Source organism: Pedobacter vanadiisoli (assembly GCF_042684385.1).
Taxonomy (GTDB): Bacteria; Bacteroidota; Bacteroidia; order Sphingobacteriales; family Sphingobacteriaceae; genus Pedobacter; species Pedobacter vanadiisoli.
Genome location: NZ_JBHULL010000013.1, coordinates 146560 through 167124, shown reverse-complemented (window position 1 = coordinate 167124; position 20565 = coordinate 146560). Strand labels below are relative to the sequence as shown.

General features: G+C 39.1%; 21 protein-coding genes. 2 read left to right on the top strand and 19 right to left on the bottom strand.

The window, feature by feature from the left end; translation table 11 throughout:
• Nucleotides 1–15: 15 nt before the first annotated feature.
• The 4 genes from ACFSR6_RS16230 to ACFSR6_RS16215 form a co-directional block, all read right to left on the bottom strand.
• Complete coding sequence (locus tag ACFSR6_RS16230) at nucleotides 16–315, bottom strand: FtsB family cell division protein (RefSeq protein WP_379080690.1); 300 nt, start codon at nucleotides 313–315, stop codon at nucleotides 16–18.
• Nucleotides 316–476: 161 nt separating this feature from the next.
• Nucleotides 477–1772 carry a phosphopyruvate hydratase gene (gene eno, locus ACFSR6_RS16225; RefSeq protein WP_183768741.1) on the bottom strand — a complete coding sequence of 432 codons (1296 nt, stop codon included), beginning with the start codon at nucleotides 1770–1772 and terminating at the stop codon, nucleotides 477–479.
• A gap of 571 nt (nucleotides 1773–2343) precedes the next feature.
• Nucleotides 2344–3192 (bottom strand): DUF2911 domain-containing protein, encoded by an 849-nt coding sequence (locus tag ACFSR6_RS16220; protein WP_379080688.1) that lies wholly within the window; start codon nucleotides 3190–3192, stop codon nucleotides 2344–2346.
• A gap of 61 nt (nucleotides 3193–3253) precedes the next feature.
• Nucleotides 3254–3775 (bottom strand): GNAT family N-acetyltransferase, encoded by a 522-nt coding sequence (locus tag ACFSR6_RS16215; RefSeq protein ID WP_379080686.1) that lies wholly within the window; start codon nucleotides 3773–3775, stop codon nucleotides 3254–3256.
• A 75-nt stretch (nucleotides 3776–3850) separates the two neighbouring features.
• Here ACFSR6_RS16215 and ACFSR6_RS16210 point away from each other — a divergent pair, with 75 nt between their 5' ends.
• Both ACFSR6_RS16210 and ACFSR6_RS16205 read left to right on the top strand, forming a co-directional pair.
• Complete coding sequence (locus ACFSR6_RS16210) at nucleotides 3851–4483, top strand: ABC transporter ATP-binding protein (protein ID WP_379080684.1); 633 nt, start codon at nucleotides 3851–3853, stop codon at nucleotides 4481–4483.
• On the top strand, nucleotides 4483–5610 hold the full coding sequence (locus ACFSR6_RS16205) for a hypothetical protein (protein WP_379080682.1): 1128 nt from the start codon (nucleotides 4483–4485) through the stop codon (nucleotides 5608–5610). Before ACFSR6_RS16210 ends, ACFSR6_RS16205 begins: the two co-directional genes overlap by 1 nt.
• Nucleotides 5611–5659: 49 nt before the next feature.
• On the opposite strand, the gene ACFSR6_RS16200 is transcribed toward ACFSR6_RS16205, so the two are convergent.
• From ACFSR6_RS16200 to ACFSR6_RS16130, 15 genes are all read right to left on the bottom strand, one after another.
• Nucleotides 5660–5932: a type II toxin-antitoxin system VapC family toxin gene (locus tag ACFSR6_RS16200; RefSeq protein WP_379080724.1), complete on the bottom strand. Its 273-nt coding sequence runs from the start codon at nucleotides 5930–5932 to the stop codon at nucleotides 5660–5662.
• Nucleotides 5933–6036: 104 nt separating this feature from the next.
• Nucleotides 6037–6273, bottom strand: a complete 237-nt coding sequence (locus ACFSR6_RS16195; RefSeq protein ID WP_379080680.1) for a hypothetical protein — start codon at nucleotides 6271–6273, stop codon at nucleotides 6037–6039.
• 79 nt (nucleotides 6274–6352) lie between these two features.
• Nucleotides 6353–7762 (bottom strand): D-alanyl-D-alanine carboxypeptidase/D-alanyl-D-alanine endopeptidase, encoded by a 1410-nt coding sequence (gene dacB / locus ACFSR6_RS16190; RefSeq protein WP_379080678.1) that lies wholly within the window; start codon nucleotides 7760–7762, stop codon nucleotides 6353–6355.
• A gap of 76 nt (nucleotides 7763–7838) precedes the next feature.
• Entirely contained in the window at nucleotides 7839–8369 is a 531-nt protein-coding gene (locus ACFSR6_RS16185) for a CDP-alcohol phosphatidyltransferase family protein (protein WP_379080676.1), read from the bottom strand.
• Between the two features lie 57 nt (nucleotides 8370–8426).
• Complete coding sequence (locus tag ACFSR6_RS16180; protein ID WP_183768491.1) at nucleotides 8427–9416, bottom strand: aspartate-semialdehyde dehydrogenase; 990 nt, start codon at nucleotides 9414–9416, stop codon at nucleotides 8427–8429.
• Between the two features lie 238 nt (nucleotides 9417–9654).
• Nucleotides 9655–10527: a sugar phosphate isomerase/epimerase family protein gene (locus tag ACFSR6_RS16175; RefSeq protein WP_379080674.1), complete on the bottom strand. Its 873-nt coding sequence runs from the start codon at nucleotides 10525–10527 to the stop codon at nucleotides 9655–9657.
• Between the two features lie 8 nt (nucleotides 10528–10535).
• Nucleotides 10536–11411, bottom strand: a complete 876-nt coding sequence (locus ACFSR6_RS16170; protein ID WP_379080672.1) for a sugar phosphate isomerase/epimerase family protein — start codon at nucleotides 11409–11411, stop codon at nucleotides 10536–10538.
• A gap of 9 nt (nucleotides 11412–11420) precedes the next feature.
• A complete protein-coding gene (locus ACFSR6_RS16165; RefSeq protein ID WP_379080670.1) occupies nucleotides 11421–12311 on the bottom strand; it encodes a hydroxypyruvate isomerase family protein in 891 nt (296 codons plus the stop codon).
• Between the two features lies 1 nt (nucleotide 12312).
• Entirely contained in the window at nucleotides 12313–13551 is a 1239-nt protein-coding gene (locus ACFSR6_RS16160; protein WP_379080668.1) for a nucleoside permease, read from the bottom strand.
• Between the two features lie 164 nt (nucleotides 13552–13715).
• Nucleotides 13716–14396, bottom strand: coding sequence for a 3-keto-disaccharide hydrolase (locus tag ACFSR6_RS16155; RefSeq protein ID WP_379080666.1), 681 nt, complete (start codon nucleotides 14394–14396; stop codon nucleotides 13716–13718).
• A gap of 33 nt (nucleotides 14397–14429) precedes the next feature.
• Nucleotides 14430–15887 (bottom strand): Gfo/Idh/MocA family protein, encoded by a 1458-nt coding sequence (locus ACFSR6_RS16150; protein WP_379080664.1) that lies wholly within the window; start codon nucleotides 15885–15887, stop codon nucleotides 14430–14432.
• Nucleotides 15888–15919: 32 nt separating this feature from the next.
• Nucleotides 15920–16303 carry a c-type cytochrome gene (locus ACFSR6_RS16145; protein WP_379080662.1) on the bottom strand — a complete coding sequence of 128 codons (384 nt, stop codon included), beginning with the start codon at nucleotides 16301–16303 and terminating at the stop codon, nucleotides 15920–15922.
• 95 nt (nucleotides 16304–16398) lie between these two features.
• Complete coding sequence (locus ACFSR6_RS16140; RefSeq protein ID WP_379080660.1) at nucleotides 16399–17457, bottom strand: sugar phosphate isomerase/epimerase family protein; 1059 nt, start codon at nucleotides 17455–17457, stop codon at nucleotides 16399–16401.
• A gap of 9 nt (nucleotides 17458–17466) precedes the next feature.
• Nucleotides 17467–18624 carry a Gfo/Idh/MocA family protein gene (locus tag ACFSR6_RS16135; protein WP_183768502.1) on the bottom strand — a complete coding sequence of 386 codons (1158 nt, stop codon included), beginning with the start codon at nucleotides 18622–18624 and terminating at the stop codon, nucleotides 17467–17469.
• A 224-nt stretch (nucleotides 18625–18848) separates the two neighbouring features.
• Nucleotides 18849–20549: a GMC oxidoreductase gene (locus tag ACFSR6_RS16130; protein WP_379080658.1), complete on the bottom strand. Its 1701-nt coding sequence runs from the start codon at nucleotides 20547–20549 to the stop codon at nucleotides 18849–18851.
• Nucleotides 20550–20565: the final 16 nt, after the last annotated feature.

Genomic DNA, 20565 nt, shown 5'->3' with positions numbered 1-20565 from the left:
ACATAAAACGGTCTACTAATCCTTCTTCTCTTCCTGGATAATCACAAAAACATCTTCATTGTCTTTTTTCATGAAGTATTTTTCGCGGGCAAATTTTTCTGCAGTACTTAAATTGGTATTCAGTTCGTTTAAATCCTTCTTAACCTGTTTGGTTTCTTTCTCGAAGTATTCTTTTTCTTCCTGCAACTTATTTGCCTGACTTCGGTATTCATATTGCGACATCATATCGTTTTTATCGAAAAATAGCATCCACATGGCAAAAGCAACCGTTGCCAGGAAATACTTATTGCGGAAAAGGTCTATTAAACGTTTCATATATTGATATGAGATTTTTGATGTTAGATTTGAAAAGACAAATCCAACAGGCAAATATAGTATTAAAATAAAAACATCCGAAGATTTAAAATCTCCGGATGTTTCACAAATAAGTTTTTCAACTTGTTAACACTCCAACCCCCCTAAAGGGGATTTAGGGATTATTTTTTAGCGTATTTGAATTTTGAACCGATAAAACGTGCGTTTTCGCCCAATTCTTCTTCAATACGTAATAATTGATTGTATTTTGCAATCCTGTCTGAACGCGAAGCTGAACCGGTTTTAATCTGTCCGCAGTTTAAAGCAACAGCTAAATCAGCAATGGTAACGTCTTCAGTTTCGCCAGAACGGTGACTCATTACCGAAGTATAGCCATTGTTTTGTGCTAAAGTTACTGCATTAATGGTTTCAGTTAAAGAACCGATCTGGTTCACCTTTACCAGGATAGAGTTTGCAGTATTTTCGTCAATACCACGTTGTAAACGGGTTACGTTGGTTACAAATAAATCATCACCAACCAATTGTACGCGGTCGCCGATTTTTTCAGTTAGCGTTTTCCAGCCAGCCCAGTCGTTTTCATCCATACCATCTTCTATAGAGATAATTGGATATTTAGCAGAAAGATCAGCTAAATATTGTGCCTGCTCTTCGCTGGTACGGATTGCACCTTTGTCGCCTTCAAATTTAGTATAATCGTATTTACCATCTTTGTAAAACTCAGATGAAGCACAGTCTAAAGCTAAACAGATTTGCGAACCTGGTTTGTAACCAGCAGCTTCAATCGCTTTCAATACAGTTTCAATAGCATCTTCAGTACCATCAAAAGTTGGTGCAAAACCACCTTCATCACCTACAGCAGTAGATAAACCCCTGTCGTGAAGAATTTTTTTCAGGTTATGGAAAACTTCAGTTCCCCAACGTAATGCCTCAGAGAAAGATGGAGCGCCTACCGGCATAATCATAAACTCCTGGAATGCAATAGGTGCATCAGAGTGAGAACCGCCATTGATGATGTTCATCATCGGGATAGGCAAAGTGTTTGCATTTACACCGCCAATATAACGGTATAATGGCTGGCCAATTTCATCAGCAGCAGCTTTTGCTACAGCTAAAGAAACACCTAAAATAGCATTAGCACCTAAGTTACCTTTGTTTTCGGTACCATCAAGGTCTAACATAAGTTTGTCAATTGCGTTTTGTTCAAAAACATCGATACCCCTTAATGCATCAGCAATTTTAGTATTTACATTTTCTACCGCTTTTAAAACGCCTTTACCCAAATATGTAGATTTATCTCCATCACGTAACTCAACAGCTTCATATTGTCCGGTAGATGCACCACTTGGTACTGCAGCACGGCCAAATGCACCTGCTTCTGTTGCAACTTCTACTTCTACTGTTGGATTTCCTCTTGAATCGAGGATTTGTCTCGCATGGACATTAACGATTATGCTCATTTTATTTTAATTTTTTATTGATTTCTTAACCAGCTTAGTGTACAAAGTACAATTACTAAGCGCAACATCAAAGTTAGTATAATTTTTAAATAAATAAAGGTTTTAGGGCTTTAATGTTAGGGTAGTTTTTCAAATTAATAAGGGTTTAATTTTAAGTTAATATTGGCTGCTAATATTCCTCTCAATCTGGTTTATGGACGAGGGTTTCTGCACTTTACAAACCTCAAAAATGAAATACTGCTTTGGCCACCTAGCCCCGGTTGAAGCGTTACCCTGCAGCAACGAGGCACGAGGCAGCGAAGCGTATAAGCGAAAAACGGGAAGAAATTTAGTGTATAGTACAGGCCCGGCGCTCCCTATAAAAAAATGATTTTAGGATTGGGAAATGGAGTGGGCTGTGGTTCTTGGCGGTTTGCAGTCCCGCTTTTCATTTCAAGTCCTCGCTGCGCTCCGGGCTTTACATTGCAATCGGGTTTATGAACAAGAGGTTCTGCACCCTGCAAACCCTAAAAATGAGAGAAGTATTTTTATCCTATCGGCCGGTGCCTAACCGACCGAAATAGAATTTTACTTATTTTTTAGCCTCGGCTAAGAGTTCGGAGTTTAAACGTACATATTCATCAACTTTTTGGGCTTTTGCAGCATCTATTCCTTGTTGGGCAGTAACCGTTGCACCTGCTTTATCGCCCATTTTTAGCTGTATACGGCCTTTCCAAAGTTTAAACCAGGGCGCTTTCGGGTCTGATTTTTCTGCTTCTGTCACCCACTCTAAAGCCTGTTTTAAATCTTTTCCGTGTTGAAAATAATATTGGGCAGCTGCAAAATATGGTTTCTTTTCACCTTTCATTGCTTCAGCAATATTGGCCATTACTTTTTCATCAATTGAAGTGGTAATATTTATGGAATAAGCACTGTTCTCCCACATCATATTTAACTGTGCCGATGTTTCACTAACGGCCGAGAATTGCATGGTTAAAGTTTCTACTTTATCTTTTAAAGCTGTTGTTTTTACTTTTACGCGGAGCACATCATCACTTTCCTTATATTCATATGCACCCCATTGATTGGCTATTTTGTTAAAAATAACCGTCCATTCGTCTTTACCCGGAATACTGAACAGGCCATATTCGCCTGCAGGTAAATCTTTTCCTTCAATTTTAACGGCATCGGTAAATTTAATGCGTGTAGCCGCATTTGCACCGTTACGCCAAACAACACCCATGGGTTCCATGCCACCAAAAATTTTGCGGCCTTTAACATTGGGGCGGGAGTAAGTTAAGGTTATTTTGCCCAACCCAAAATCCTGGATGATGGTTTGGCCACTACTGGCTTGCGGGAATTTGGCTTCCTGGGCACTTGCAAAATCTGCTGCACCCAAAAGTGCTACAAACAGTACCACTGATTTGATCGATAATTTCATTGTTTTGTTGCTTTTTGGTTTTGACGAATTTACGCAATTCGATCCGACTTTAGCAAAAGTTTTAGTGCAGCAGCTGGATCAATTGATCTTTTCTGAATCCAAAAATAAGTTCGTCAAAATATTCACCATTTTTAAAAATAGTGCCTTTTAGTTCGGCCTCGAAAATAAAGCCCGATTTTTTTAATACCCGTTGTGAAGCGAGATTAGTATGCGCCGTGCGGGCGAAAATCCGTTCAATATCGAAAGTATCGAAGCCATATTTAAGCATTTCTTTTATGGCCATTTGAACAATTCCTTTTCCCCAAAAATCTTCAGCAATCCAATAACCCATTTCTGCATTTTTACTATAAATATCGGCCAGCTGATGCACTCCTATCGATCCGATTACCTCGCCATTTAATACAATGGCTTTGATTTGTAACGGATCATGACTCAAGGCCAGCCGGATAAAAGCCTCTCCATCTTTTTTCTCGTAAGGGAAGGGGAACTTATTGGTCAGGTATTTAGAAATATTAAAATTATTGGCATGTTTAACTAAATTTTCAATATCACTTGGTTGGTAAGGGCGTAAAATTAATTGCATGAGTTTAAAATTTTATGGGAACGAAATAAGGGTGTAACTTTTTAATAAAAATAAAGTCAGAATTGAAATGTATTTATGCTACACTTCAGTCAGTTTGAAAAATCTTATTCCGGTCATCTTGTTTTAAAGATAGCTAATATTAAGCTTCCCGACGGTGTTTTTTGGATAAAAGGAAGTAATGGCTCTGGCAAAAGCACGCTGCTGAAGGCCGTTGCCGGAATACTGTCTTTTCAGGGCGATATTGCAATTGGCACCATTTATTTAAAAAATCATGGTGTTGCATACCGGAAACTGGTCAATTTTGCAGCAGCCGAACCTTTATTCCCCGAATTTTTAAGCGGTGCGGAAATGATTGGTCTTTTTGCTAAAGCAAAAGGCGCAGGTATCGATCAGGCAGAAGTTTTGCTTAGCGAAATGCGTATGAAAGATTACATACATAACCCTTTGAGCTCTTATTCGAGTGGAATGTTGAAAAAACTTTCGTTGGTACTGGCTTTTTTAGGAAAACCCAAACTGATCTTATTGGATGAACCTTTAAACACCATCGATGCCGAATCTCTTGAGGTATTATACCATTGGATCAACAAAAAAAATAAGGAAGAAGGCATCAGTTTTCTTCTATCCTCGCATCAGCCGTTGGATGGGGTAAAACTACCCGGACTTAAGCAAATTAATATTGACGATAAAAAATTAATTCTGAACTTTTAATGTTGCGGCTTTCAAATCTGGCGCTAAGAAAAATATTTGTAGATGGTTTTTACCGGACCCATGCAGGCATGCTGGTGTTTGTTTTCGTCATGTTGATCAGTTATTGTTTGTTCATTAACACTTTAGGCACGGTTATGCCCGATCAGATTGATTTTTGGCAGTTTTTCTTTACCATCAGTTTGGTAAGCAACCCATTAATTATGGCTTTTTATCTATGTGCGAGTGTATTGTATGCATATAAAGGACTGCAATATATGATTGGTCAGTTTGCTTTGCCACAACACGAGTTTTTGTATTATAGTTTTACGGCTTCATCTAAAAAAGAGCAGTTTAAAACCTGGTTTATTGTACAGGCTTATTTATTTACCCCCGTTTTGTGTTATACCATCTATGCCAGCATAATCGGACTTGTATTTGGTTATTATCTTATTTCGGTATGCATTTGGTGCTTCCAACTATTGCTCATGATGTGCTGCGCTTACATCAGTCTGAAAGAAAATAACCGTTTAGTAACAAGCAATAAATACAACTGGCTGATGCAGATTAGCAGAAAATGGAATAAACCGGTGTTTTTATTGTACAGTTTTCAGGTTTTTAATCAGTCAAAATTGGCTTATTTATTAACTAAACTGCTTTCTTGGGTATTGATTTCGAGTGTGTTTATGCTTTTTTCTGATATTAAAGATAATTCAAGACTATTAATGCTCATTACTTCCTGTATTGTTGTGGCACATGCGGTACTTATTTATCAAGAAAGAATTTTTAACGACCGGTATTTATCTTTCTTACCCAATTTCCCTTTCCCCAAAGGAAAAGTGTTTTTTAGCTTTGGTTTAAACTATCTCATTTTATTATTACCTGAAATATGTTGGATGTCTGACCGTTTTGGATTGATAACTTCGCTCGGGTTGACTGCATTTGCATTTTCCACGATCCTATTATTTAGAAGCTTGCTTCTGCTAAATAGGATCCAGATTAAAGGATTTTTGATACGAATTTTTAGTTTGTTTTTCCTTTTTTATGTAGTTATTATATTTGGATTAGGTTTAATACTAGTCCCGATAAATATTGTTGCAGCCTGGATAGTGTTTAAGGGAAATTATTTGAATGATTATGCTTTAAATTAATTCTTGTTTTAAGATAACCTGAATTAACAGTAAGAGCATCTGTACTTGATTATATTTCAATTAATTCTAGTTCAGTAATTCTTTCGAAGTGTTTTTTATTAAGTGTAGCAATTTTTATTTTTCTGGCTAATGCTGTTGCCCCAATAAAAATATCAGGAATTTCAACCAAACTGTTTTTCTTTTTGAGCTCTTTTGTAATTTTTATAGCAATATCATTTGATTGCTTATCAAAAGGAAGTATGGTTACCCTGTCAAAAAAATCTTTCCAAAAATCAACTTCCTCTGCTTTAGCACCAATCATAATCTCATATTCTGTAATAATAGAGACTGCAAAAAGATTATAAACTTTGGTTAACTGATAGAATGTACTTTTCTCTTTTATTCGTTTTCAATAAAAATCAATCAAAATAGATGTATCCAAGCAAATTACTTCGTTCTCCATGAATTGAAGTTTTTCCTATTTGCCTGATGCTGTTTGTACTGCTCTTCATTCATTATAGGTCCTTTGAGCAAAAATTCCTGGAAATCAGATAAGTCATTTGATGCTTTTTGTTCAATAAACTCCTCATTTAAAACTGATTTTAATTGTTTTATTTTTGCTGCCGGAAGTTTTTTTATCGCTGCAAGCAATTGTTCATAACCTATGTCGATTGTTATTTCCATATACCAAAAATACAAAATATTAAAAATTTAATCAAGTTGCAGATTTTTGCATGCACTTTTAAAGACGTACTTTTTGTTTTTACTTCAGTTCATCCAGTACCTTAAATAATTTTTTATTGATATTGCTGCCGCTATAATTATTGATGTTGATCACCACGACATATTTGTTCCCGGAGGTATCTGTATGGTAACCTGCAAAAGCCGAAACATCATTTATAGTCCCACTTTTAATTTTCATACCATTGTATTCAGGCAATGCTTTGTAATAATCAGCAAACCAGCTTTCTTTTTGGATCTGAAATAAAATGCTGGCCATGGCTGCTGTTGTAATCCTGTCGCCTGGCGAAAGTCCGCTGCCATCGATAATGTTCAATGCCGTTCTATCAATGCCTTTATCAGCCCAAAAGTTGATTTCGGTTTCGGCACCTTTGCCTGTAGTACCTGCTTTGCCTGATTTTATGGCAATGGTTTTTAAAAATGATTCGCCATATAAATTGATGCTTTTCTTTAAAAACCAATAGGTCATCTCGCTTAAACCAGGCGAACTGATGGTGCTTATTTTCTGTGTAACCGAAGGAATGACCTGGTTGTTCAGGCTCATTAGCCTTGCTGTTGTAGCTTGCTGACCAGTCGAAATCCCCAGTCTTTTCAAAGTATCCTGTAACCGGTAAGCACAATCAAAAGCAGGGTCGGGGAGTGCTACAGAAATGCCTGCTTTGGCAATACCGATTCCCCAGCTTCCACGTAGGTAAGCAACATTGCTATAAGGTGGAAGAAAAGCATAACTTCTGTCGCCGGTACCTGCCGCACCGGTTTTTAACTCATTTACTATTTGGATGTAAGGAATTGCCGGAACCGTTTTTACGATTTTCACCTCATCGGATGTGCTACTGCCAGGCCGAAGGTGAATATCGAACTGGTTTTCGCGCCAGGCAAGGCCAGAAGTTCCCGCCCCGTAATAATTGCCAATATCCTGCCAAACCCAGCCCTCAGGCGTAGTCTGCGAACCGAAAATACGATCGTCGCCAATTATGCTGCCTTCAATTTTTTTAATGCCGGCCGATCTTATAGCGGCAACCCATTGCATTAAAACGGCATTTTCCTTGTTTTGATAGCGCCAGGAGCCCAAGGTAGGATCGCCACTGCCGATTATTATTAAATTTCCCTTTAATGTTCCGTCAGTGGTAACCGTACCGGTGTAGGCCAGAGTAGTCTGAAACTGAAAATCTTTTCCTAAAATGCTGAAAGCTGTTGCCGCAGTAATGGTTTTTAGTGTTGAAGCGGTGGCCAAACCGATCTGCTCATTTTTGGCATAAAGCGTTTTGCCTGTATTGGCATCCAAAACACATAGCGAAACGATAGCATGTTTAGCCTGTTCGTCGTTCAATAAATTATTAAAAGCTTTTTCGATGTTTTGGATCCTGTTTTGGGCAAAGCTTTGGCTAAAGAAAAAAGGAAGGAGGATAAAAAGGAGTTTTAAAAAATTCATTTGTGATGATATGGTAATCGCTAAATTATGTATAATTCGGGTGATTATAACCTGTTTTTATATATAATCTTTAGCCTTATCCATTTGTCCATTTTTTGAGGGTAAAAACAATGGCAAGAATTTCTAATCTGGTGGTTAGGCCTATCCATAAACAAATTTCAAATAATACTGCCGATTCACAACGGGCCATAACTTCAACCAAGGTGGCGAATATGGTCAGTGTCCAGATTTTAGCACCGATAGAGTGCGTAGCAATTTCTTTTTTGAATTTGATATAGCTTAACACGTAAGTTGAAGCTTCAAAAGCACCCAGAATAATCAGTTTTACCAGGTTGGTTTTAAAAAAATCAGGACATTGTAAATAGGTAGCAACAGCTACCGAAATAAAAAATACCTGATCAATCCCAGAGTCTAAACGCCTTAATTTTTCGGAAGAGCTATTGAGCCTGCGGGCAATGATGCCATCAAAAACATCTGTTAATAAACCAACAGTCAATAAGGAGATGGCTAAAGATGAATAATGGCTAACATGGAAAATGCTCAATAAAACAATTCCAAAGCCAATCAGCAACCTCGAATAAATTAAAGCTATAGGGATGTGTTTCATATCGGAGCGTGCATAAAAAAGCCCCCCGATTTACGTCGGGGGGCTGTGATATTTTGATTAAACCAATTCTTTCTGAACCAGGTATTCGGCAATCTGAACAGCATTGGTTGCCGCACCTTTGCGTAAGTTATCGGCCACTATCCAAAGGTTTAACGCTTTTGGTGCCGATTCGTCTCTACGGATACGGCCTACAAAAACCTCATCTTTTTCGTGGGCATCTTTCGGCATAGGGTACTTTAAGTTGGCTACATCATCAACAACAATTACGCCCGGTGCTTTTTCTAAAATGCTGCGCACTTCGGCTAAATCGAAATCGTTTTCAAATTCAATGTTTACTGATTCTGAATGACCGCCCATTACCGGGATACGAACAGTTGTAGCGGTAACTTTGATGCTGTCGTCGCTCATAATTTTGTTCGTTTCCTTAACCATTTTCATTTCTTCTTTGGTATATCCGTTATCTGTGAAAATGTCGATATGCGGAAGAACATTTAAATCTATTTCGTACGGATAAGCCTTAGGGCCATCAATCCCTTTACGCTCATTCATTAACTGCTCAACTGCCTTAACGCCTGTACCGGTAACCGATTGGTAAGTAGAAACCACTACACGTTTAATTTTGTATTTATCGTGCAAAGGTTTTAAAACCACCACCATCTGGATGGTAGAACAGTTCGGGTTGGCAATTATTTTATTATCAATGGAAAGCTCGTGTGCATTAACTTCCGGTACGATCAATTTAATGGCCGGATCCATTCTCCATGCAGAAGAGTTATCGATAACAGTTGCCCCCGCTTCTTTAAAGCGTGGTGCGTGTTCCAATGAAGTATTTCCACCTGCTGAAAACAAAGCGATATCTGGTTTCATGCTGATTGCAGTATCCATGCTAACAATTGGGAACTTCTTACCCTTAAAAGTAATTTCCTTACCAACACTCTTTTCTGATGCTACGGGAATCAACTCTGTTAAAGGGAAATTTCTTTCCTCCAATACTTTTAACATGACAGTGCCCACCAATCCGGTGGCACCCACTACTGCTACTTTCATTTTAAATTTTAATTATTTTTTATTAATTATTTGATATAAGCCCAAATATGCTAAAAATTAAGCTTATATCCCTATCGTTGCCAATTTAATTTGCTTTTAATGGCAGAAATATTATTTTTTCAATAAATAATATGGTTTTTTGAAGAAAACACAATAGAAAGCGGGGAGGGTACAGCTTCAGGGCTGGAAGAAGGAGAATAAACCTTGCAGGGGATTAACCTGCAAGGCTAGGAAAAGCTTATATCAATTTTGCTTTTATGTAATCGCAACTGGTTTTGATAGAACCTATCGGGTCGGGTTTATAGTTGGTTTCCTGCTCAACAAAGAAGTGTTGCATGCCCGAAAGTTTTGCTTGTGCAAAAATGGTTTTAAAATCAACTGAACCTTGTCCAACTTCGGTATTCCATTCCGGCTTGGTTTTGTCCATATCTTTAACATGCCACATTGGGAAACGGCCCGGATACTTTTTAAACAAAGCTAATGGATCGTTTCCTGAGCGTACAACCCAATATAAATCCATTTCAAAATTGACTAAATTTTTGTCAGTTTCGCTTAAGTAAACATCATAGCCGGTGGTACCATCCAACTTTTTAAATTCGAAATCATGGTTATGATAAGCAAATTTCAAGCCCGATGCTTTGGCAATTTCGGCAACTTTATTAAAGTCGTCAGCAGTTTTTTTGAAACCGTCAATTCCTTTACTTGTATCTACGTGAGCGCCTGCAATAGTAAAATATTTACCTCCAATAGCTGCTGAAGATTCGATATCTGCTTTTAGTTTATCCGTTTTGCCTGTTTTCGAAAAATCATCCATACCATAATGACCACTTGGTGCTTTTAAACCATTGGCATCAAGCAGGGCTTTAAATTCTTTGGGCGTTAAGCCCCAGAACTTCCCGTTGGAAAAGCCATAAGTCTCAACTTCCTTGTACCCGGCTTGCGCTACTTTTTCAATGATACCCTTTACATCTTTTGGTAATTCGCTGCGTAAGGAATACAATTGAAGGCCAACATTTTTACCCGCTTTATCAAAAGCAAAAGAAGGGATTAAGAATGCTGCCCCGGCAGCTAATCCTGCTTGTTTTAAGAATGTTCTTCTTGAGTTCATCATTTAAAAAATTAAATAATTTCTTTTTTAATATAAGCGCAGCTTGCGGTAACCGATTCTATTGGATTTGGCTTGTAATTGGTTTCGTGTTCTACAAAGAAATGTTTCATGCCCGAAAGCTTAGCATCAGCAAAAATAGGTTTGAAGTTAATTGATCCGGTGCCTACTTCAGCATTTAAGGCAGGGTTTGCTTTGTCCATATCCTTAACATGCCACATGGTAAAACGGCCCGGGTTTTCCTTAAACAGTTTAATAGGATCATTTCCTGAACGTACTACCCAATACAGATCTAGTTCGAAATCGACTAATTTTTTATCGGTACCTTTTAACAAAATTTCGTAACCAGTAGTATTGCCGATTTTTTCGAATTCGAAATTGTGGTTGTGGTAGGCCAAACGGATGCCGGCGGCTTTACACATTTTAGCGGCTTCGTTTAATCTGGCTGCAATTTTTTTATAATCGTCGGCACTCTTTCTGATACTTGAATCCAACCACGGTACGGTTACATATTCGCTTTTAAGTACTTTTGCTGCCGCTATAGCTGCTTTTAACTCAACGGTATTGCCATCGCTTAAATAAGTACCTAAACCGTAGTGACCGCTAGGTGCTTTTAATCCATTAGCATCCAATAATGCCTTAAATTCTTTAGGTGTTAAACCCCAAAACTGATCTTTTATCGAAAAACCATAGGTTTCTACTTCTTTAAAGCCAGCTTTGGCAACTTTTGCGATTGTTCCCTTTACATCTTTCGGCAATTCTTCCCTTAAAGAGTATAATTGTAAACCAACAGCTCTTTTATCAGCGGCGGCTAAAACAAAAGATGGAACCAGCAGGGCTGCAGCGGCAGCCATACTGCTGTTTAATATAAAATTTCTTCTCGATATCATAGGTCTATTTTAAATATCACAGATCTCAACTGCCTTTTTTAAGGAAGCTATTTTATCTGCATTTTTAGGTATAAATTCTTGTGCAACGAAACCTTTAAAGCCGGTTTCGGCAATGGTTTTCATAATGGCTGGATAATATAGCTCCTGGGTATCGTCTATTTCATTTCGGCCAGGTACGCCAGCCGTATGGTAGTGGGCAATATACTGATGATAATCTCTGATGTTCCTGATTACATCACCCTCATCAATCTGCATATGATAAATATCATATAACAATTTAAAGTTTTCTGAACCTACACGTTTACAAAGCTCAGCACCCCATGAGGTTCTGTCGCACTGGTAATCTTTATGGTTTACTTTGCTGTTTAAAAGCTCCATTACCAGAACAACATTGTGTTTTTCTGCCAAAGGGATTAACTGTTTCAGGCCTTTAACGCAATTGTTCCAACCAGTTTCATCATCTTTACCCCGGCGGTTACCGCTAAAGCAGATTAAGTTTTTGTAGCCGGCTTCTGCTACAAGCGGAATCATGGCGGTATAGTTTTGGATCAGTTTTTCATGAAATTTTTCATCGTTAAAACCATCTACTAGATTGATCTCGGCACCATTACACATGGTTGATTCTAAACCATGCTTTTTTAAGGTTGGCCAATCTTTAGGGCCAACTAAATCAATTCCTTTAATGCCTATTTTTTTGGCTTCAATGCAGAGTGTTTCTACATCAAAACTACTAAAACACCAACGGCAAACGGCATGGTTGATATTTCCTTTTAGCCTAAATGGCTTGTTTGATTCTGGTTTATCCATTGCAAGAGCAGATAGTCCTGACGAAACACCAACTGCAGCAGTACCTGCAACAATGTTTTTTAAAGCGTTTCTTCTATTTATGTTTGAGTTCATGTTAAACTGTTTTGGTTTCAATTTCAGACTTCGTTTTATCGTTGAAAAGTACAGCAAATAATAAGAAAACTGCAGCTGCAATTCCTGCCGGTATAATCCAAACCATTTTCCAGTCGGTTACATTTCCGGTTTTATACATGTCTGTAATTAATCCCGCAACCTTAAAACCGATCAACATACCCACGCCATAGGTTGCAAGGGTAATGATACCCTGTGCTGCGCTTTTAAATTTCTCTCCTGCTTTTGAGTTGGTATAAATCTGGCCTGAAACAAAAAAGAAATCGTAGCAAACACCGTGAAGTGCAATTCCTATAATTAGCATAAAGCTTAAGCTACCGGCATTACCATAGGCAAAAAGAATATAACGGACTGCCCAAGCGAGCATACCAACTATAATGGTTTTCTTAAAACCGTATTTTGAAAAGAATACAGGAATTGCAAGTAAAAATAATGCTTCAGAAACCTGGCCTATAGCCATTTTACCAGTAGGGTTGGAAACTTTGATATCAGCCAGGAAAAGGCCTGCATTTTGATAATAAAAAGCTAAAGGTATACAGATCAGAATAGAAGAAATAAAGAAAACGGCAAAATTTTTGTCCTTTAATAATTTCAAAGCATCCAATCCTAAAATGTCGCCTAGTTTTATTTTTTCATCTTTTGCAACCTTCGGAGGAGTTGCCGGTAAAGTAAAGCTGAACAAACCCAATACAAGAGAAGCGATACCAGCCATTAAAAAGGTGCTTTTTAATAATCCTGCCTGAATTCCTTCAGGAGAATCCCAGTGGAACGCAAAACTGATTAACAGGCCTGCGATGATCCAGCCTACTGTACCGAATACCCTGATGTTTGCAAATTCTTTTTCTGCATCTTTCATTTGGTTAAAAGAAACCGAATTTACCAATGCCAGAGTTGGCATAAACAAAATCATATAAGCTAAAACGTAAGGGTAGAAAACACTTACATCTGGTGCATTGTACATCTGGTACATTAAAATCGCACCAATAATGTGTAGAACACCTAAAATCCTTTCAGCGTTAAAATATCTGTCGGCGATAAGACCTATGATAAATGGCGCAATAATAGCACCCCAGGATTGTGTAGAAAATACTGAACCAATTTCAGAATTGGTTGCCTTTAAGTTATTGTTTAAGAAAGCTCCTAAAGTTACAAACCATGCGCCCCAGATAAAAAATTCAAGGAACATCATGGCAGAAAGTTTAAAGCGAGTTGTGCTAGTCATTTGGTTTATATGAGGGTTGTATTAAGGTGTAAGGTTAAAGGTATAGGGTTTAAGGTCAAAGGGAATTGGGTAAGCTTTACGCTATTCCGAGCTGTAACTTAAATATCTAGTTAAAGCGAAAGAAGAGAAACCTTCAGCCTTCTGCCTTACGCCTTTAACCCGAATTATAGTTCTTTAATAGATATGTTTTTATACCACACTTCATCTCCGTGGTCTTGTAAAGCAATTTTACCGGTTTTGAAAGTGCCCCAGTTTTCCCAGTTGGCAAATTTACTGCCTGCAACAAGCTTTTTCCAGTTATCATCCCAAAGGGTGGTTTTTACTACTTCAACACCGTTTAGTATCAAAGTTAATTTGCCCTTTTTGCTGATAATTTCGGCTTTATTCCATTCGCCGACAGGTTTAACCGGTTCTGATGAGCTTTTTACCAGATCGTACAAATCGCCAGCACGGTGTTTGGTTATTTTTCCGTCGGGATGACCATCGTTATCAATAACCTGCATTTCTAATCCGGTTGAGTAGGTAGCATGGTATTTAGGTTCTTCGTGAACATAAAAAATAAGACCGCTATTTGCTTTTGGAGCTACTTTCCATTCATATTTTAAGTGGAAATCACCGTATTCTTTGTCTGTAACCAAATCGCCACCACCATTAGTGCCTTTTTTAGCCAGATCTAAGTGCAGTGCACCATCCTGAACTTGCCAAGCACTACCGACAGTAGTTTTGTTGTAAGTATGCCAGCCGCTCGTGGTTTTACCGTCGAACAGCGGTTTAAAGCCTTTTTGTGCTTTTGATATTTGTGTAACTGCTAATATGATACAAGCAGAAAGAAAGATTTTTTTCATTTTTTTAGAATAAAGCCTGATAGGTTATGATCACTAAAGTGTTAAATTGTTCCAGCCTTTACGGTATTCGCGTTTTACAAACTGGTTTGCTTCATCAAAATTGGTAACTTTCATATTGTCGTTATCCCAAAGCATTTTGATGTACCTGCCCGGATAAGTAATTTTATCGTTTACCGTTTTTTGGATATCGAAACTCCTGATTGCCAGGTTGGCCATCAGCAATGCTTCTGTTAACGGACCTGCAATTTCGAAAGGCGAACTCACTTCTTGCTTGCCATAACCGGCAATTGCTGCTTCAACCCACTGTTTGTAATGTCCGTTTGCACCATCGGGTACACGAGCGTATTTTGCCTCTACTTTAATGTCCTTGTTTTTACTTAAAGGCAATAATTTCGGATTTGCACTATACGTTTCGCACATCATTTTACCTTTTGTTCCAATAAACAGGGTACCGTTACCGCCATCGCCAAAAGTTTCGTTTGCTTCTAATTCTTCAGGGCGTTCGGGTTGGATACCACCATCCATCCAGTGTAAAGTAATATCACCTTGGGTTTTATCGGTTTTAGGAAATTTTAAGGTAACATGACTTGAAGGTGGACAGCTTTCAGGGAAATAACCACGTTTAAATTCATCTACGTAAACAGAACCTACACTTGCCTCAACTTCTTTGGCATATTTTAAATTTAATACACTAAAAGGAGCTTCGATTAAGTGGCAGCCCATATCGCCCAAAGCACCGGTTCCGTAATCCCACCAACCGCGCCAGTTAAAAGGAACCAGTTTATCAACAAAATCCTTTTCGGGAGCGGTTCCCAACCATAAATTCCAGTCTAATTCTTTAGGAATTTCTGCTTTTTTGCTTGGCCAGGGAATGCCCTGAGGCCAAACCGGACGGTTAGTCCAGGCATAAACCGTATGTACATCGCCGATTAAGCCGGCTTCGTACCATTCTTTCATTTGGCGCGGACCATCGTTTGACGCACCCTGATTACCCATTTGTGTAACCACTTTATATTTTTTTGCAGCAGCGGTTAGTATACGCGCCTCATAAATATCGTGAGTTAAAGGTTTTTGAACGTAAACATGTTTGCCCAGCTGCATGGCTGCTAAAGCCTGGATGGCATGATTATGATCGGGAGTAGAAACAGATACAGCGTCGAAGTGTTTATGCTCTTTATCCAGCATCTCGCGCCAGTCTTTATAGTATTTTGCTTTAGGAAAAGCTTTTACACTATTGGCTGCACGGCGATCGTCAACATCGCATAAAAAAGCAATGTTTGCTTTTCCGCTTTTGTTGAACATATCCAAATCGCTTTGGCCTTTTCCGCCAACTCCAATACCTGCAACCAATAAACGATCGCTTGGTGCTAAATAACCGGGTCCACCTAAAACATGGCGGGGTACGATCATAAAGGCGGTGGCAGCTATAGCTGTGGTCTTAATAAAATCACGACGGTTGCTCGTGTTTTTATTTTCTTGCTCCGTTTTCATAGGCGGTAAATCGATTAATTAATCGGTTAAGATTATTTTTTTAAAGATAAAATGTATTTTACCATTAATTTTGCATCATCTTTCTTAAGCGTAGCGTGAGCAGTCATCGGCATATTGCCCCAAACTCCCGTTCCACCTTTAATAATCTTATCGGCTAACATATTGATGTTTTTTTCAGTAGCAGGATATTTTTTTGCAATATCTACGTAGGCTGGACCAATAATTTTGTTGGTCTTGTTATGGCAACCCAGGCAATCTGATTTGTTGATCAGCTTCTCGCCCGGATTTGATTGAAAAGCAGCATGGTTTGTTGTGGTTGCTGTTGCAAGCACGGTTTTCTCTTTCGCTAAATCAGCTTTTGAAAACGACGCCATAAAAATGACTACAGCGCCTAAAATTAAAAATGTTTTTTTCATGTGTTGTGTGTTGTTTTTAATCGCATTAAAGCGTGCATAAGCCTTAAATTTTATTTGTTGTTGCTTATGCAGGCTTTCTCATGTTGTATATGTTGTTATTCTTGTAATCCTAGTATTCTTTTATTGAAAGCACTATCACTACCTGATGCAGCAAAATCATCAAATGCCTTATCGGTTACGTTAATGATATTCTTTTTAATAAACTCTGCACCTTCGCGGGCACCATCCTGTTGGTTCTTAATGCAGCATTCCCATTCCATAACGGCCCAACCTTTAAAATCATATTGGGCTAATTTACTAAAAATGGTTTTAAAATCAACCTGTCCGTCACCAGGGGAGCGGTAACGCCCGGCGCGGTTTGCCCAACTCTGGTATCCACCAAAAGTGCCTTGTTTGCCTGTAGGGTTAAATTCTGCGTCTTTTACATGGAAGGCTTTGATGCGTTCATGGTAAAAATCGATGTACTGAATGTAATCCAATTGTTGCAACACAAAGTGAGATGGATCATACAATAAGCATGCCCGAGGGTGATTATTTGTTGCAGCGAGGAACATTTCGTAGGTTTCGCCATCAAATAAATCTTCTCCAGGATGTATTTCGTAGCAGACATCAACACCACATTGGTCAAATTCGTTTAAGATTGGTGTCCATCGTTTTGCCAGTTCTGCAAAGCCCTCTTCAACCAATCCAGCCGGACGTTGCGGCCAGGGGTGGAAATATTGCCACAATAACGAACCACTAAAGGTTGCATGTGCATTTAAACCCAGGTTTTGTGATGCTTTGGCAGCATATTTCATTTGTTGTACAGCCCATTCAGTTCTTGCTTTCGGGTTTTTGTGTACTTCTTTTGGTGCAAAGGCATCAAACAGGTCGTCATAGGCAGGGTGAACTGCAACCAGCTGGCCTTGCAGGTGTGTAGATAGTTCGGTAATTTCTAAACCGTAACTTGCAATCTTACCTTTCAATTCATCTGCATAGGTTTTGCTTTCAGCAGCCTTTTGAAGATCTATAAATCTTGCGTCTAAAGTTGGCATTTGGATCCCTTTAAAACCTAACCCTGCTGCCCATTTGCAGATACTGTCTAAAGAATTAAACGGAGCTTCATCACTTATAAATTGTGCTAAAAATACTGCTGGTCCTTTTATTGTTGTCATGCCGGATTATTATAATTTATAGTCGAACCATTTTTGATCTGATTGGCTTGAAGCCACTACATTTTCGATAAATGCCATCCCCCTGATGCCGTCTGCTGTGCCAGGGAAATCGAGCATTTCTGCTGTAGGCTGTTCATGGTTTAATTTTGCATTTACCGTAAGAGCAAAGTTTCTATAAATGTTGGCAAATGCCTCCAAATAACCTTCTGGGTGACCGCCAGGGGTACGGGTATTGTGTTTTGCAAAACTCCCCATATAACCGTTTCCGGTTCTGTAAATCTGGGCAGGTGCATTTAACCACCTTACAATTAGTGTATTTGGTTCCATCTGGTGCCATTCTAAACCACCTTTTTCGCCATATACCCTGATTTTTAGTGCATTTTCTTCACCAGCGGCAATTTGAGAGGCTACCAGAACACCGTTGGCTCCGTTATCGAATTTTAACAATACATTGCCATCATCATCAATAGCCCTTCCGGGTACTACAATGTTTAAATCGGCGCAGATTTTGGTTATTTTCAATCCGGAGATATACTCGGCAAGGTGAGCTGCATGTGTACCAATATCGCCCATGCAACCGCTTTTCCCGGTTTTGGATGGGTCAGTGCGCCAAGCTGCCTGTGCATTGCCTTCACGCTCAGAAAGTGTGCTTAGCCAACCTTGAGGATATTCTACCACAATTTTGCGGATGGCACCCAGTTCGCCTTCTTTTACCATTTGTTTGGCCTGCTTAACCATAGGATAACCAGAATAAGTGTGGGTTAAACACAGGGTTAAACCGGTTTCCTCTACTTTAGCCTGCAGCTGTTTAGCCTCTTCTAAAGTTAACGTCATTGGTTTTTCTATTACCACATTGAAACCTTTATCCAATGCCATCATGGCTGGTGCAAAATGGGCGAAATTTGGGGTAACAATGGTTACAAAATCAATTCTTTCGTCTGCTGGCAACTCACTTTCTTTGGTCAGCATTTCTTCGTAATTATTGTAGATCCTGTTATCGGGAAGAAAAAGCATTTTTCCCGATTCGTACCCAACTTCAGGATTTACACTTAAAGCTCCGGCAGATAATTCGATAAGGCCGTCCATATTGGCAGCCAAACGATGTACGGCACCGATAAAGGCGTCTTTTCCACCGCCTATCATGCCCATTCTTAATTTTCTTTTCATTTTGTAAAGGTGTGAGGTTTAAGGTTAAAGGTTTAGGGTGATTTTCCTATGCCTTAAATCTTTTACCTCTTGCTCTGTTTTTTATTAGGTTTTGTGTTATGCTTTAAAGTAATTCGTCTGTTTATGCTACCTTAAAAAGGTTCAGGGTAAAAGGTTTAAGATTTTCGGGTTATTAAACCTTATACCTTACGCCTTCTACCTCGAACCTTAAGCTTTAAACCTTTCTAGATATTCTTTTTCTTTAGTTCCTTTACTGCGTAATCTGCAGCGCGCGCCGTTAGCGCCATAAATGTTAGTGATGGGTTTTGGCAGGCAATAGAAGGCATACATGATCCATCGGTTACAAAAACGTTATTAACCTCGTGCATCTGGTTCCACTTGTTCAGTACAGAAGTTTTCGGATCGTTACCCATTCTTGCGGTACCCATTTCGTGGATCGCCATACCCGGATAACAGCCATTATCATAAGTCTTGATGTTTTTCATGCCTGCTTTTTCCAACATTTCGGCAGCGTCGTTCATCATATCCACACGCATTTTTTTCTCATTCTCCTTGTATTCGCAATCTATCGCCAATACTGGTTGCCCCCACTTATCTTTTTTGCTGTGATCGATATAAACCTTGTTTTCGTAATACGGAAGCATTTCTCCGAAACCGCCCAAGCCCATGGTCCATTTGCCTGGTTTGGTCATTTTCTCTTTCAAGTCTGCACCAAACGATAATTCAGCCACATCACTTTGCCAGTTGGCCCTGCTTGCACCGCCCTGATAACCGAAACCACGCAGGTAATCACGTTTATCGTTGCCAATATTCTGATATCTCGGTACATAAATACCATTTGCACGGCGGCCGTAAGTGTATCTGTCGTCAAAGCCTTCAGCCTCTCCTGACGCACCGCAACGGAAATGGTGGTCCATTAAATTATGACCAAGCTGACCGCTGCTATTGCCTAATCCGTTTGGATGAGCTTCTGAGGTTGAGTTTAATAAAATGAATGTTGAACCTAGTGTAGAACCATTTACAAAAACAATTTTAGCGTAAAACTCCATTGTTTTGTTGGTCTGCGCATCAATAACCATTACCCCTTTAGCTTTCTTGGTATCTTTATCATAAATAATATGATTTACTATAGAATATGGCCTTAATGTTAAACGTTTGGTTGCCATAGCAGCAGGCAGGGTAGAAGATTGCGTACTGAAATAAGCACCGAACGGACAGCCCCTGCTGCACAGGTTCCTGTACTGGCAGTTGCCCCGGCCTTTATGCGGAACGGTAAGGTTAGCCACACGGCCAATCATCATAATCCGTTCTCTTTTATAATGTTCCTCTATGCGTTTTTTTACCGATTTCTCTACAATGTTTAAATCCATTGGAGGTAAAAACTGTCCGTCAGGACAGGTCGGCCAGTTTTCGTTTGAACCGCTAATACCAGCAAAACGTTCAGCATAATCATACCACGGAGAAAGTTCTGCATAACGAATCGGCCAGTCGGTTCCGTGACCATCTCTTGCATTATCTTCAAAGTTGTGATCGCTTAAACGATAGCTTTGACGGCCCCACATCAATGATTTACCACCAACATGGAAACCACGGTACCAATCGAAGCGTTTATCTTCGGTATACGGACATTCTAAATCGTTTACCCACCATTTTTCATTTGCTTCCTGGTAAGGGTAATCTCTTTTCTGCACCGGGTGGGTACGTTTTTGCTCTTCTGTTAATTTACCGGCGTGTTTAAAATCCCATGGATTTTTCATTGCATTTTCATATCCGGTAATGTGCTCAATGTTCATCCCTCTTTCGAGCATTAAAACACGTAAGCCTTTTTCAGTAAGTTCTTTTGCAGCCCAGCCGCCACTAATCCCCGATCCTATAACAATAGCATCGTAAGTATTTTCTGCTTTTAAATTCGTATTTAAATTCATGATGTTTTGTCGTTGT

Coding starts and splice junctions, on each gene's coding strand:
- ACFSR6_RS16230 (WP_379080690.1), bottom strand. CDS start 315: ATGAAACGTTTAATAGACCTTTTCCGCAATAAGTATTTCCTGGCAACG.
- eno (WP_183768741.1), bottom strand. CDS start 1,772: ATGAGCATAATCGTTAATGTCCATGCGAGACAAATCCTCGATTCAAGA.
- ACFSR6_RS16220 (WP_379080688.1), bottom strand. CDS start 3,192: ATGAAATTATCGATCAAATCAGTGGTACTGTTTGTAGCACTTTTGGGT.
- ACFSR6_RS16215 (WP_379080686.1), bottom strand. CDS start 3,775: ATGCAATTAATTTTACGCCCTTACCAACCAAGTGATATTGAAAATTTA.
- ACFSR6_RS16210 (WP_379080684.1), top strand. CDS start 3,851: ATGCTACACTTCAGTCAGTTTGAAAAATCTTATTCCGGTCATCTTGTT.
- ACFSR6_RS16205 (WP_379080682.1), top strand. CDS start 4,483: ATGTTGCGGCTTTCAAATCTGGCGCTAAGAAAAATATTTGTAGATGGT.
- ACFSR6_RS16195 (WP_379080680.1), bottom strand. CDS start 6,273: ATGGAAATAACAATCGACATAGGTTATGAACAATTGCTTGCAGCGATA.
- dacB (WP_379080678.1), bottom strand. CDS start 7,762: ATGAATTTTTTAAAACTCCTTTTTATCCTCCTTCCTTTTTTCTTTAGC.
- ACFSR6_RS16185 (WP_379080676.1), bottom strand. CDS start 8,369: ATGAAACACATCCCTATAGCTTTAATTTATTCGAGGTTGCTGATTGGC.
- ACFSR6_RS16180 (WP_183768491.1), bottom strand. CDS start 9,416: ATGAAAGTAGCAGTAGTGGGTGCCACCGGATTGGTGGGCACTGTCATG.
- ACFSR6_RS16175 (WP_379080674.1), bottom strand. CDS start 10,527: ATGATGAACTCAAGAAGAACATTCTTAAAACAAGCAGGATTAGCTGCC.
- ACFSR6_RS16170 (WP_379080672.1), bottom strand. CDS start 11,411: ATGATATCGAGAAGAAATTTTATATTAAACAGCAGTATGGCTGCCGCT.
- ACFSR6_RS16165 (WP_379080670.1), bottom strand. CDS start 12,311: ATGAACTCAAACATAAATAGAAGAAACGCTTTAAAAAACATTGTTGCA.
- ACFSR6_RS16160 (WP_379080668.1), bottom strand. CDS start 13,551: ATGACTAGCACAACTCGCTTTAAACTTTCTGCCATGATGTTCCTTGAA.
- ACFSR6_RS16155 (WP_379080666.1), bottom strand. CDS start 14,396: ATGAAAAAAATCTTTCTTTCTGCTTGTATCATATTAGCAGTTACACAA.
- ACFSR6_RS16150 (WP_379080664.1), bottom strand. CDS start 15,887: ATGAAAACGGAGCAAGAAAATAAAAACACGAGCAACCGTCGTGATTTT.
- ACFSR6_RS16145 (WP_379080662.1), bottom strand. CDS start 16,303: ATGAAAAAAACATTTTTAATTTTAGGCGCTGTAGTCATTTTTATGGCG.
- ACFSR6_RS16140 (WP_379080660.1), bottom strand. CDS start 17,457: ATGACAACAATAAAAGGACCAGCAGTATTTTTAGCACAATTTATAAGT.
- ACFSR6_RS16135 (WP_183768502.1), bottom strand. CDS start 18,624: ATGAAAAGAAAATTAAGAATGGGCATGATAGGCGGTGGAAAAGACGCC.
- ACFSR6_RS16130 (WP_379080658.1), bottom strand. CDS start 20,549: ATGAATTTAAATACGAATTTAAAAGCAGAAAATACTTACGATGCTATT.